The organism is Fibrivirga algicola, assembly GCF_011742925.1.
Taxonomy (GTDB): Bacteria; Bacteroidota; Bacteroidia; order Cytophagales; family Spirosomataceae; genus Fibrella; species Fibrella algicola.
Window position 1 is genome coordinate 189,258 of sequence record NZ_WAEL01000006.1, and the last position, 12,542, is coordinate 201,799.

The window sequence follows — 12,542 nt, forward strand, 5'->3', positions numbered from 1 at the left end:
ACTGTTTGCGTCCGGCAATCTGTTGGGTAATCGGCCTTGCTGCTCTACCTTGTATAAGTCAACAAGGCTAGCTAAGAGGCAATGAATAGCCTGAGGCGAGGTTAATAGCCGCTAAACGTGTATGAAATTAACCTGGACTTTTTACCCGCAACCCGGCGTCTCTGTTTCGCTGGCAGTAATCTACGTACCTGAGCTAGACGATGAAAAACTGGTATCGGGCGGTTTTCTGGATACGAATACCAATACTGCCTACGTAGATTGGAACACCTACCGCCGGTTCGATGAAGCCGACGTGAAAAACCGCCGCGATGCCTTCCAGCAACTAACACCTTTAATTGAACGTAACCAAGTCCGGCTATCGGCCGGTAAGGTGGTCACATTTACAACTGACTAACCTAGCAACGTACTAGAAATAGGCTACGCTGCATACCCACTTAATGGCTGCTTGTGCGAACCATGTTGTCAACCGGGCACAAAAAAGCCAGTCAGGTACGTACCTGACTGGCTTTTTACTTATGAGCGGGAAATGGGGTTCGAACCCACGGCCTGCAGCTTGGGAAGCTGCCGCTCTACCAACTGAGCTACTCCCGCTTGAGAAGTAACAAAGATAGTAGTTTCGGAAATCGACGCAAGCATTTCTTAGCGTCTGCTAACGCCGTCAGCTAAAGCAGGCGAAACTAACGAAGCAGGAGCACCGAGCCGCGCTTGACGGCGGGGGGACGTTCGGGGAAGTACTGGCTCTTGTAACTAATCACATATGGGTACACCATCGTCTGGGCTGGCTCACCCCGGTAGGTACCGTCCCAGGCGGGGTTTTCGGGGGTGCTGGCGAATATTACTTCACCCCAACGGTTGTAGATTCGCAATTCCAGATCAGTTGTATACGCGTTGAGCGGCACAAAGGTATCATTGACGCCATCGCCGTTTGGTGAAAAGGCGTTGGGAGCAAACAGCCTTGGCTCGCACAGGTCAACCACACGGGCAGCGTCGCGGGCGATACAGCCGTTGCTGCCCGTCACGGTCACTGAGTACGTACCCACGCTGCTCACAAGTAGCGTTGTTGAGCTGGTGTTGCTGGTTGTCCAGGCTACGATTTGGTCGGCGCTGCCCGGTACCACGCGGAGCTGCGTTTGCTGGTTATCACCTAGGCAGATGGCTGCCTCGCGGGTGAGCGAGAAACGCGGCAACGGCCTTACATTAACGTCGACGGCATCGCTCTGTTCGCAACCGTCCAGGTTAACAGTAACGGTATAGCGGCCCGTTTGCTGTGGGCGTAACTGCGAACCTTGTGTGCCATCGTTCCAGCGGTACACCGACCCCGGCGAACCAATGGCCTGCAAGACCTGCACGGTGCCTTCGCAGAAGTCAGCGTCGGGGCCGGCATTCACTTGCGGTGTCTGTTTCAGCGCAATCTGTCGCGGAGCCGAGTTAGCACAACCGTTGACCGTAACGGAGTAGGTAAGGGTGAGCACCTGCCCAATGGCCGATACGGGCGGCGTAAACTGCCCGGCCGGATCAACACCCGTACCCGCCCACGTGCCTCCGCCGGGGCTATTACCCGTCAATTGCAGGGAAGTAAGCGATTGGGGTGCACCCAGACACAGCGACAAATTGGTACCTGCCGCAACGTTAGGCTTCTGTACGAATTGGACTTGCAAGCTACTGTTGCCAATACAACCATTCAGGGCGTTGGTGGTCGTCAGTGAATATGTACCTGCTGTATTTACAGAAATTGTACGTGTTGTTTGACCATTACTCCATCGATAGGCTACGCTGCCCACTGCGCCACCGTCGCGTGGGATGATAACCACCGTATCGCCCACACATTTGCTGCGGTCTGGGCCAAGGCTAAGCGACGAACGGGTATCGAGCCCAACGGTTACGGTTGAGAGTGACGCGATGCACCCCAGATTGTCGACCACCGACACGCTGTAAACGCCAGCGGCTACGCCCGTCAGCGACGGACTGGTACTCACAATACCGCTGCTGCTGTTTCGCCATACGTACCCAACGGGCGTGGTGCTGCCGCTGACACCCAGCGTGGCCGACCCGCTACCGGGTATGTCGCATCGCTGCACTCCGGGCTGAGCCGTGAGTAACAATGGCGTGGCCCTCGAGCGCAAGGCGTACGAGCCATCGGTAACGCAGGTGTTTTCGTCGGTGACCCGCACTGTATACGTTCCTTCGGTCAATGCCGAGGCCGAGTTACCGGTAGTTGAGATGGGCGTGCCGCTAACGGTTGTCCACGAGTAGGTAAACGAGTTAGTTGGCGAGGCGGTACCCGATACTACCAGCGTTGGCGATGGCGTGATCAGAATCGCCCCGTCAATGGTTGTACAACCCGCCGGGTTGGTCAGGGCGGCAGTCAGCACGGGATTCTTCACAGGAATCAGCCTGATATCGTCCGAGGCCTCACAGGTTACCCCGTCCAGCGTGGTGAAGGTACCGGTCACCGAATACGTACCTGGCTGCGACACCGTCACGTCACGAGTAGTGGCGCCGTTGCTCCACAAATAACTCTCGAAGCCCTGCACAGCTGGTACCTCAATAGTACGCGTGCCGTTTTCGCACAAGGTCTGGTCAGGACCCAGGTTTAGCCTGGGCGGTATTCGTATATTAATTTCAACTACATCCGACTCGAAACATTCGCCGCCGTTACCAATGAAAGCCGTATACGTACCTGGCGTTGTGGTCACTAGCACTCTGGATCGGCTGTAGACACGGCCCCTGAATACCCAGGCGTATTCTTCTGCCTCGGCGCTGATGGTCAGGGAAACGGGTTTATTCGTACATACATTTATATCGGGCCCCACGCTGAATGGCTTGGGTTGCTCAATGACCGTCAGTGAGGTTTCGGCGGTGGCAGTGGTACAGGTCGCCCCGGTCGACGTAATCACGCGTACATCGAGTGTGGCCGAGTAGGTGTCTGGCTGGCTGAGCTGGAAGGTCTGTGACGTTTGCGTGAATGATAACGCCTGCGCGACAATCGCTCCCGCGCTGTTTCGCACGGTAAGGTTATACGTCTCTTTCAGCTTAGGGCAATAGGGCGTAATCTGGAACGTAACCGGGTCACCTTCACAGACGTTGCTGGCCGATATCCCGGCACTGCTGGATGGTTCGGTGAAGTTGACGACCTGGTTAGGTAAACCTAATTGGCTGATCTTCCCGCCTAAATCCTGACCGGAAACGGTGAATACGGGGGGACGCTCGAATGGGTTTGCGCTCACAAGACCACCATTCGGGTTGTCGATAACGCCCAGCGAGGGCTGGTTCTGCACCGCCACGTAAATTTTGCCGTCGGGACCAATTTGAAGCGAACCGTATTGTCGGGTCGTACTTTCCTCAATCAGTGCGCTGGTGCTGACCGGGTCATCGACGGTGATATCGTACTGGATAATGCGCGACGGGCCGGTTTGTGCCGACACGCCGCTGACACTGGAGACGGACCCTATTAACGTGACGTAGACCTTTGACCCGTCGGGTGAGAATTCTACCCCGTAGGCCGTGGGGGGAGCCGGACCAAGATCGATTTTCTTGTTGGGTCCGGTCAATACACCGGTTTCCGTATTGAAGGAAAATACCTCGACATAGCTTTTCTGTCGGTCCGGGTCAGAACTGGCCGGGTCGCCGGGTATGACTACTGCCACTGGTCTGACAGCCGTATTACTGTTGCCCTGGGTAGCTGTTCCCGACACAAGGGTCCCCGACGTGACTGTTCCCGACGTACCTGTAGCTGTAACGGGTGGGGTAGGGGCCGGGCCAATCTTGATCTGTCCTTCACCACGGGCGGGTGAGTCGTGTGACGTACCCAGGCAATATTGCTGCTGGGTTGAGGTCGTCGCGGTAGTCAGGTGATCGACCCGGAAACAGGCTGAGCCGTAATCGTGGGTGATAACCCAATAGGTGGTATCCTTGTCATTTCGGACGGCGGCCGATCGCTCGGTGCTGCTTGCCGATGTCGATGAGGTCACAACGGGTAGGTTTTGTTGCACTACAGCTCCATTTCCGTCATTGCGGCGCATATCAACCACACTGTAGGTGATTTGACGCGTACCGTTTATTTCTGCCGTTGTGTACACATAATAGAGGTAGTCACAGCCCCTGCAAACGGGCTTCGGTACAATAATCGCCGACTGGGTCGATCGTTGGTTTCCGCCCAATACCGCCGATCCGCTGGTCAACGACCCGCTGATGGGGTCAAAAACCAGCATGGGTTTCCCGTCTTTGTCGTACACCGTAATACCGTCGCTGTAGAATAGAATATTTCCTTTCGTATCAGTAATCGAGGCTGACCCTTCTATGGTCGAGAGTTTCCCATCGGTGAGGGGCTTTGGGCTGTCGCCGCCGAAGTCGAGGCCTGCGTTGGTCCCGAAGTACCATTTAGAGCCCGGCGAGCCGCTTTCTTCCGGACACAGACTGACGCGTATTCGATCCTGCGTAGAGCAGCCTTCGGCGTTGGTCACCTCAACCGAATAACAGCCAGAGGCCGTAGTACTAATGGACTGTGTAGTTTCACCCTTGGGAAACCACAAATACGTTACACCCTGTGGCGCACCACCCGGATAAGGATCAATAGTAATCGAGGTACCTTTACAGATGGTTGTATCGGGGCGCCATTGCTGAAAAGCTGACGGGGGCGTACCTACATTTACGGTAAATGAGGTAGCAGGCAACACTGTTGAGCTAACTACCGATGTAGACGTAGCCGTTGTGCTGACGGTCCGCGTAATGCTGATCGTTTTAACCCCCGGTGAAGTAAAGGACATACTAGCTACTACGCCCGTTTGCGGGGCGTTGCCGTCGATTACCCAGACCGTTTTCGCTTTGTCGGCGGCCGGGTCAACGTCGTAGAAGTTAACCGGATCGTTGGCGCAGCCGCCACTACCGGTCGTCGATAGGGGAACGCAGAGACTACCGACAATTTTAATCTTGTTTTCCTGCTCTGTTTGCCGGATAAGCGACGCCGATGTGGGCGACGTTTGCGCCCAGCCGTTGCCAATGCCCATCAATAGCCAGACCATCGCCCAAGCGACAGAATAAAGACCGTATCTTACCTGGAATACCATTTGTTGAGAGAGAACGAAAGTCTGGTCATCATATAACAGAGAACAGACCCGTTACGTTATAGTAAACGAATCCGGGCCCGTAAAATTTTACCTGTAAAACGCTGATCTGGGGCCATATTTGTAGCCACTCAGCAAATGGAGTTCCACTCGCCCGTTGCCAATTACCTTAGACTAAATTTGATCCCTTACCTCGTTTGGCAATGAATTTGCGTTGCTTATCCAGCATGGTTATACGATATACGATCCTTTGCCTTCTGGCGTTGCTGTGGACGTCGTCCTGTTTCGCACAGGATCCTCAGTTTACGCAGTTTTATGCGGCTCCGCAATACCTCAATCCGGCTTTTGCCGGGTCGGCACTGGCACCCCGGGCTACGATCAACTACCGTAACCAGTGGCCCGCCATTACAAACTATGTAACTACCGTTGTTGGCCTCGATTATTATGCACCGAAACTCAATAGCGGGTTTGGGCTTATGCTCGTGAGCGATAACCAGGGGCAAGGCGCAGTGCAGTCAACGGAGATAGCGGCGCAATATGCGTACCAGTTCCAGGTGAGCGAGTCGGCGTTTGTTCGGTTAGGGGTGCAGGGGAGCTACGTGAACCGGAACGTCAACTACTTCGGTCTTACGTTTGGCGACCAGTTTTCGTCGCAGGGGCTTATCAGCAACACTACGAATGATGGGCTTATTGCCGCCCTGAAAAGTGCCCCTAATAACCGCTACGCTGACTTCTCGACGGGTGGCCTGTTCTACTCCGACTGGTTCTGGATCGGTGCTTCGGCCCATCACATCAGCCGACCCGACCAAAGCTTCTTCGCCCCCAATAGCAGCCGCCTGCCCATCAAAGGAAGCTTTCAGGCTGGCCTGCGTATTCCGCTGACGGGCTTTACCGGCTACGGCGATGAGATGGATCGGGAGATCAGTTTTTCGCCGGTGGTCAACTATAAATTCCAGGGTAAATACGATCAACTCGACCTGGGCGCATACCTAACCTACTCACCGATCACGATTGGTGCCTATTATCGGGGTATCCCGTTCAAAAAATACGATCAGCGGATCAACAACCATGACGCAGTGGCAGGCTTGATTGGCTACCGGGCCGATAAATTCTCGATTGGCTACAGCTACGACGCTACTATATCAACGCTAGGTTTTGCCAGCGGTGGCTCGCACGAAATATCTATTTCTTACATTTTCGAGCGTCCCGAAAGTAACAAGTCGCGCTACAAGCCCAAAAAAGGCATGTTGTCGTGCCCTAAGTTTTAATGTATGGTTTGACCGGTCTGCCGATGCGGTCAAGCCGTACATTGAGCTTCTTCTCGAACCACCAACTGTACTGTACTGCGGCTTTTCTGCTCAAGCAGAAGTTTTTTGCCTACTAACACACGGTCGATAGTACTTTGGTCGTAATGGCGGATGGTGATTAGCTCCAGGGCTTCGTTGTAAGCGACGCGGAAATGACCGCGAAGTTGTTCCAGCAAATCGGGGATCCGATCGGGCTTACTGTCAACGACGACAGAGAAGCTAAGGGCTGTGTTCTGCATCAGGTTGATTTTAACCCCCGCCGTAGCAAACAAACCAAAAATCAGGCTCAGGTTATCTTCAGCGATGAATGAGAAATCGGTCGGGTGCAGGGAAATCAACAGCTGGTTCACTTTGAAGATGAACGACGGCGTTGGTTTGGTAACGGTTGGTGCGCCGACCAACGTACCTGGCTGGTCAGGCTTTAAAAACGATTTCACGTAGAGCGGAATGCCCTTGTTCTGAAGTGGCTTTATCGTTTTTGGGTGAATTACCGTGGCGCCATAATAAGCAAGTTCGGTCGCATCCTGGTAAGTTAACTCGGGCAGCAACACCGTTTCATCGAAATAGCGAGGATCGGCGTTGAGCACGCCGGGTACGTCTTTCCAGATGGTGATCGATTCGGCCCCGAGGCTATACCCGAAAATGGCCGCCGAATAATCGGACCCCTCGCGTCCGAGTGTGGTCGTCTCGCCATTGGCCGTTCCGCCAATGAACCCCTGTGTGACCAATAAGCCAATACGATCACCCACAAATGCCTGAATCTGCGATTTGGTGGTTTCCCAGTCTACTTTACCTTCACGGAACGTGTCGTCGGTGCGCACGAGTTGCCGAGCGTCAGCCCAGCGAACGGGTAATCCGATATGCGTCAGGTAGGCGGTCAGTATATGCGTTGAGATCAGTTCACCCATCGGCACAATCTCATCATACACGGCATCGTAGCTGGTAAGCGTGGTGGGGGCAGTGGCTAACTTACTGGCAATAGACGAAAAAATAGCTCGAACGGGGGCCAACAGGGTATCGGGCAGTTCAAATTCAGCAACAATTAACTCGTGGGTGATCACTACGTTCTGCCAGCGTAACTGCGCCTCATCGATACGGCCAGCCATATAGCTAACCACGATGTCTTCCAGCGCATTGGTTGTTTTCCCCATCGCCGACACCACTACGATCAAGTCATTTCCCGTTTCGCGTTGAATAATCGTACCTACATTTCGGATACCGGCGGCATCGCGCACGGAAGCACCCCCAAACTTATAAACCTTCATGTATCAATGAATAATCGACAATAACCTGTTAACAGTGCTCTTCCATCGCCAGATGCGGCAGTTGATCTTTGCTAAGCAGCTATTGATTAGTTATCAACCTTAAGCGGAATGGTGTAAAGCATTGCCACGGGCATCCCACCCATCTGAGCGGGTGTCCAGCGGGGCATTTTCTCAATAGCCCGGATAATACTGATTCGATATTCGTCCATTCCCTTTTCAGCTTCGGGAACAAGCACAGGCTGTGAATCGACAGTGATGTCATAAATTTTACCGTCCGGTGCAATGATGAAGCGCACTTTCACGGGGCCGGTCTTGTAGTTGATCCGATCGAGTGAAGTGGGAAACTCGATGTTTTGGGCCAGAAAACGGAGCATCGCTTTTTGCCCGCCCGGAAACTGAGCCAGTTTCTCCACCGATGTGTAAAAGCGACCTGGGTACGTTCGGGACGGTGCCTTTTGCGCCGAAGCTGTGTAACTGATTGGCCCAGCCAGTAAGACCAGCAGGGCTATCCGGTAGAAGCCGGACAAACAAGGCATCGATAAAGAGAAAGTCATGTACGGTAGCTTACTAATGGCGTAGTGAACGCAGAAAGGGTCAGACGTGCAGGTTCTGAATTGGTTTGATATTGAACGACGAAACCACCCCGGCAATTTCCGGTAGAAGATCCAGATTTTGCTCAATGCCATTGCCTACCACGATCAGATCGGCACCAGCCTGGAGCGCATCGTACGCTTTCTCGCCTGTGTTGATACCGCCCCCCACTACGATTGGTGTATCTACCGCCTGCCGAACAGCCGAGATAAGCGGGGCCGGAACAGGACGACGTGCACCGCTACCCGCGTCCAGGTACGTTAGCTTCATGCCAAGCAGCTCGCCGGCCATCGCCGTGCACGCCGCCACACCAGGCTTGTCGTGAGGAAGAGGCATGGTGTTACTGATGTATGAAACGGTAGTCTGAGCGCCGCCATCGACAAGCATATAGGCTGTTGATACAATGTCGAGGCCACTGCGTTTCAGAAGCGGGGCCGCAATGACGTGCTGGCCGATGAGCAGATCGGGGTTTCGCCCAGATATAAGTGACAGGAGAAGAATTGAATCGGCTGAGGGGTCAATGTGGAGTGAATTGCCGGGGAAAATAATGATTGGAGTGTCAGTTTGCTGCCGAATCTGGGCAATCATGTCACGCTGCACATAGTCGGTAATGAGACTACCGCCAACGAAAAAAAAGTCAGCCTGATGCGCAACGGCCCGGCTGACAGTTTCAGTAAAATCGTATTGCCCAACCTTGTCCGGGTCGAGCAATACGGCAAACGATTTCCGACCCGATTCTTTATAGCTGGTCAGTATAGCTGACAGGCTGATTCGGGACTGTTTCGTGGTATTGGGTAGCAGCGGTTTGCGCTGTGGGGTTGATTGCATTATTTGTCCGAATTCGAGTCAGTAAACCGCTTATCTGCTCACGAGCAATGTTGGTCAGTACCGACGTCAGTAAACCACCGATCAAGCCAGTGGCGGCAGCCGACTTTTGCGTTTCTTTCGCTTCGCGCCGAATTGCCTTGTGCTGTTGCCGGGGCACATACGTATCATCTTCATCGTCCTCCTCCTCGTGGTCTGTGTAGTCGCGGTCATCAGGCTCGCCGTATTTTTCAGCGTACCGATATTCGTCTGACTTAGGCAGGATGAGGCTCGCCAGCAAAAATACACCGAAAGCTACACCTGCTACCAACGCCGTTGTTTTTCCAACTTCAGATGCATCCGTCTTAAGAGAGTCTACACTATCTTGAATTGATGATTTGAATCGTTCGGTCGCCTCCATCAATTGGGCGCGGCGGGCGGTGGTGTCAGCAAAAGGTACTTTAGGGTCTTCCATGAGTTTTAACAGGATAAAAATAAGCTAAAAATGTTGAGTATACTGGATGTTGGGACATATAGCCACCCTACGGCTTACCGTAAGTACTGGCCACTTTCGTTAAGCGTCTTGGTCGTTTGAGTCATCAGGTCCTGAACGGCCTGTGATTTATCTGTTGCTTTCTTGTCCTGACTCTCTTTCATTGCCTTATAGGCAATTCTACGAATCATGTTAGTCATCGATGGCTTCGAGACGGCCCAGATCAGTGTGAGGATTAGGAAAAAGGCGGCTACGATTAGAAAGCCGACATACCGGCTATCAGTTACTTCGTTGAGCCAGGCAGCCAGCAGACTAAATAAGAAAATGGTTGTGATTGTAGCCAGAAAGCCCAAAATCACTCCATGAACCGCCGTAACGGCCCCTTCCTCTACCTTGCCCCGAGTTTCGAGCGTAAACAGCTCAATACGGGCTTCGATGTAGCGAAATATATTTTCGCGAATTTCTTCCAGACGTTCTAACATGACGTTTTATGTGCTTTGTCCATGTATCTATACTTACTAGACAAAAAACGCCCCACTTTGTTCAGAACACTATAGGCAACGCGCCGCCATTTACTTAATCGGTTGACACACAGCCGTAAAACACAAAAGCGGCTGGAAGCCGCAAGTGAGTAAATGGAGCGTAAAAAGTCGCCTGTTTGAAACGGGAGTGTAGAAAAAAATCAGCAGTACTACCGGTTAAATAGCTGTTTCAACTCCTGAAGTGCGGATCGAATGCGGGTTTTTACCGTGCCCAATGGCAGTGAGAGCTCCTCAGCCGCTTCTTCGTGCGTGTAGCCGTTGAAATAAACGAGATCAATAAGTTGCTTTCGATCAGGCCGAAGCTTGTCGACTACTTCCTTTAAGCCGATGAAATCCGTGTTATCAGGAGCTACTGAATATTGCCGGTCGACGGTGTAGGTGCCTTCGTCGTCGGTTGATATAGTTTGCGCCGAAGCTGGGCGACTCATGGCTTTTCCCGATCGGATGCTGTCGATAGCGGTGTTTCGGGCAATGTTGAGCATCCAAGTGAAGAGGCGTCCCTTTTGGGTATCGTAGCTGCCTAGGTTGTTCCAGATCTTCACAAAAACGTCCTGCATTAAATCCTGCGCCTGTTCTTCTTCCCTAACAATCTTCAGCAGCACGCCGTATAGCGCAGCTGAATAATGCTCGTACAACCACTGAAACGCCTTATCATCGCGCTTGAGCAGTTGTTCGACGAGGACGGATTCGTCAGAAAGAGGCGAGCTTCGTTTCAAGTTGAACGTTAGTTTTGAAATCAAATATACAGGCTTAGTTGAGGAAAAATGCAACGAAATTCATACGATGTTGAGTTCCGGCTAACTCCTTATGCCTGTGGTGTGTCATAACCCGCTTTATACCCACTGTTGTTTAGCAAGTAGACTATAATCATATCAATAGGGACCAAATGCAGAAAGGGTAAGCCGGAGCCTACCCTTTCTGCATTTGGTTCGCGCCGGGTTAAGCCAAATAAGGCGTAACGATGGCAAGAACTTGCTCCCTTGTCAGTGGTTCGTCAAATGACTCACGAGCGCGTGCCGACGACTTTCCGGTCAATGACATCAGATCAACACCCGCTTGTGTTGTTAGCTCTTCACCAGCATACACGGCACCCGTGTCGCCTTCGGTAACCCAGCCGCGCAGGCCGCGTAGCCGACGTACCTCGGCAGCATGACGGGCTTCTACTGAGTGAATCTGTAGAGCGACCGTCAGAAGATCAGTGCCCAATAGGGCCCCTGCCTGCCCTTTGTAGGCCCGTACACCCGTATCTTCAAATGCTTGGGCAGCCGACAGGAAAGTTTGGTAACTGCTGAACACAGTACCAAACTTAAAGGTAGGCTTCGCCACGGCGGCAGAGCCCAAGGCACCTTTCAGGAGGGCAACGTGGGCGATCTCGTGCTTGCTGATCTGACCCATAATAGCCAGATCTGATGCCGGAATAAGACCAGACGTGCCAATCGCGGTGCGGTAATACTCATCTTCGAGGTATTCGAGCGTTAGGGCGAAGTTCAGGGCGGCGACAGCAGCCGAGCTTTGGGCATAGGCATCATTGAGTGATGCTGCCAGCACCGTTGGGGCAGCCACGGCGGCGGTTACACGCTTGCTCATTTTCAGCCAGTTGCGGCGGCTATAATAGGCTAGGCGCTCGGGCGCGTCGCCGTCGATTTTTTCAATGTCAGAGAATATCTGGAATAAGTTCATGGCTTTCTTGTTTGAATTGGTTGACGAATCGGACCTAACCTAAGTTGGCGGTGATCTTATTCATGACAAAAGGCTGAGCGGCGGCGAGTACGGCAGCGGGTAGAAGGGCGCCATCTAATCCGTTTGAAGCGGTAACAACATCGTCACCGGCAAACGAGGCTGTTTTTGGGCTAAGCAGGTCGCGAATAATAGCGGCGTGGCGTGCTTCTACTGATACAATCTTTCCGGCCAGCAGCAGGTAGTTTACGTCTTTTATCAGCTTACCGGCGCCGTTATAAGCCGATACGCCGAGGTCTTCAAATGTACGGGCGGTGGTTAGTACGCTGTTCCGGTCATTGAAATTGATAGCGCCGAAGTTGGGGGTTAGCCCGGTAATAGCAGCACTACCGATGGCAGCCTTAAAGAAATCGCGGTGAATGATTTCATGATCGCGAATCTCCGTTAGGATGCTCATCTCATCGGCACTCATGCCTGAGTATGGCGTAGCGATAACTTGTGTATAGAAAGCAGCTTCCAGTTGCTCGAGTGCATACGCGTAGTTCAGGATACCGGTATCACCAGTACCCAGATCAACAGACTGCGGGCTCAGACCAGTAGCCATTTCGTTCTTACTACAGGCAGTAATCAGCAGTGACGCCGAAGCGGCTGTGATGCCTGCATAGCGGAGAAACAACCGCCGCCCCAAGATCATCGAGGGATGCTTGGGCGATAGCTGCGTATCAGTTCCCGATTGTTCATTGTGTTGGATAAGCATATGTGTCGAAGCGTTAATAGTTCCTGTCTCTGCTTGTTGCAGA

11 protein-coding genes and 1 tRNA gene are annotated in these 12,542 nt (G+C 52.9%); 2 read left to right on the forward strand and 10 right to left on the reverse strand.

Going from position 1 to position 12,542, the window contains the following annotated elements; genetic code table 11:
- Nucleotides 1-121 precede the first annotated feature (121 nt).
- A complete protein-coding gene (locus F7231_RS17050) occupies nt 122-394 on the forward strand; it encodes a hypothetical protein (RefSeq protein WP_208295631.1) in 273 nt (90 codons plus the stop codon).
- Nucleotides 395-518: 124 nt separating this feature from the next.
- Here the strand turns inward: F7231_RS17050 and F7231_RS17055 are convergent.
- Nucleotides 519-591, reverse strand: a tRNA-Gly gene (locus F7231_RS17055).
- Nucleotides 592-677: 86 nt separating this feature from the next.
- Nucleotides 678-5,066 carry a T9SS type B sorting domain-containing protein gene (locus tag F7231_RS17060; protein WP_166692816.1) on the reverse strand — a complete coding sequence of 1,463 codons (4,389 nt, stop codon included), beginning with the start codon at nt 5,064-5,066 and terminating at the stop codon, nt 678-680.
- A gap of 224 nt (nt 5,067-5,290) precedes the next feature.
- Here F7231_RS17060 and F7231_RS17065 point away from each other — a divergent pair, with 224 nt between their 5' ends.
- A complete protein-coding gene (locus F7231_RS17065; RefSeq protein ID WP_085411742.1) occupies nt 5,291-6,331 on the forward strand; it encodes a PorP/SprF family type IX secretion system membrane protein in 1,041 nt (346 codons plus the stop codon).
- A gap of 29 nt (nt 6,332-6,360) precedes the next feature.
- Here F7231_RS17065 and F7231_RS17070 read toward each other — a convergent pair whose 3' ends face one another.
- The 8 genes from F7231_RS17070 to F7231_RS17105 form a co-directional block, all read right to left on the reverse strand.
- On the reverse strand, nt 6,361-7,635 hold the full coding sequence (locus F7231_RS17070) for an aspartate kinase (RefSeq protein WP_166692817.1): 1,275 nt from the start codon (nt 7,633-7,635) through the stop codon (nt 6,361-6,363).
- Nucleotides 7,636-7,721: 86 nt separating this feature from the next.
- Nucleotides 7,722-8,189 (reverse strand): energy transducer TonB, encoded by a 468-nt coding sequence (locus tag F7231_RS17075; protein WP_157510573.1) that lies wholly within the window; start codon nt 8,187-8,189, stop codon nt 7,722-7,724.
- 40 nt (nt 8,190-8,229) lie between these two features.
- On the reverse strand, nt 8,230-9,054 hold the full coding sequence (locus F7231_RS17080; RefSeq protein WP_085411745.1) for a phosphoglycerol geranylgeranyltransferase: 825 nt from the start codon (nt 9,052-9,054) through the stop codon (nt 8,230-8,232).
- Nucleotides 8,966-9,505, reverse strand: a complete 540-nt coding sequence (locus F7231_RS17085) for a hypothetical protein (protein WP_085411746.1) — start codon at nt 9,503-9,505, stop codon at nt 8,966-8,968. The genes F7231_RS17080 and F7231_RS17085 overlap by 89 nt, the downstream gene beginning before the upstream one ends.
- A gap of 74 nt (nt 9,506-9,579) precedes the next feature.
- Nucleotides 9,580-10,005 carry a phage holin family protein gene (locus F7231_RS17090; RefSeq protein ID WP_166692818.1) on the reverse strand — a complete coding sequence of 142 codons (426 nt, stop codon included), beginning with the start codon at nt 10,003-10,005 and terminating at the stop codon, nt 9,580-9,582.
- 209 nt (nt 10,006-10,214) lie between these two features.
- The gene (locus F7231_RS17095) at nt 10,215-10,781 is read right to left on the reverse strand and encodes an RNA polymerase sigma factor (protein ID WP_085415042.1); all 567 of its coding nucleotides are present in this window, start codon (nt 10,779-10,781) and stop codon (nt 10,215-10,217) included.
- Between the two features lie 223 nt (nt 10,782-11,004).
- Nucleotides 11,005-11,745 (reverse strand): ferritin-like domain-containing protein, encoded by a 741-nt coding sequence (locus F7231_RS17100; RefSeq protein ID WP_166692819.1) that lies wholly within the window; start codon nt 11,743-11,745, stop codon nt 11,005-11,007.
- A gap of 34 nt (nt 11,746-11,779) precedes the next feature.
- Nucleotides 11,780-12,499: a ferritin-like domain-containing protein gene (locus F7231_RS17105; protein WP_166692820.1), complete on the reverse strand. Its 720-nt coding sequence runs from the start codon at nt 12,497-12,499 to the stop codon at nt 11,780-11,782.
- Nucleotides 12,500-12,542 lie beyond the last annotated feature (43 nt).

Bases quoted from the DNA above. Each gene is read 5' to 3' on its own strand.
- F7231_RS17060 (WP_166692816.1), bottom strand. From the start codon at position 5,066: ATGGTATTCCAGGTAAGATACGGTCTTTATTCTGTCGCTTGGGCGATG.
- F7231_RS17100 (WP_166692819.1), bottom strand. From the start codon at position 11,745: ATGAACTTATTCCAGATATTCTCTGACATTGAAAAAATCGACGGCGAC.
- F7231_RS17085 (WP_085411746.1), bottom strand. From the start codon at position 9,505: ATGGAAGACCCTAAAGTACCTTTTGCTGACACCACCGCCCGCCGCGCC.
- F7231_RS17080 (WP_085411745.1), bottom strand. From the start codon at position 9,054: ATGCAATCAACCCCACAGCGCAAACCGCTGCTACCCAATACCACGAAA.
- F7231_RS17105 (WP_166692820.1), bottom strand. From the start codon at position 12,499: ATGCTTATCCAACACAATGAACAATCGGGAACTGATACGCAGCTATCG.
- F7231_RS17050 (WP_208295631.1), top strand. From the start codon at position 122: ATGAAATTAACCTGGACTTTTTACCCGCAACCCGGCGTCTCTGTTTCG.
- F7231_RS17065 (WP_085411742.1), top strand. From the start codon at position 5,291: ATGGTTATACGATATACGATCCTTTGCCTTCTGGCGTTGCTGTGGACG.
- F7231_RS17075 (WP_157510573.1), bottom strand. From the start codon at position 8,189: ATGACTTTCTCTTTATCGATGCCTTGTTTGTCCGGCTTCTACCGGATA.
- F7231_RS17070 (WP_166692817.1), bottom strand. From the start codon at position 7,635: ATGAAGGTTTATAAGTTTGGGGGTGCTTCCGTGCGCGATGCCGCCGGT.
- F7231_RS17090 (WP_166692818.1), bottom strand. From the start codon at position 10,005: ATGTTAGAACGTCTGGAAGAAATTCGCGAAAATATATTTCGCTACATC.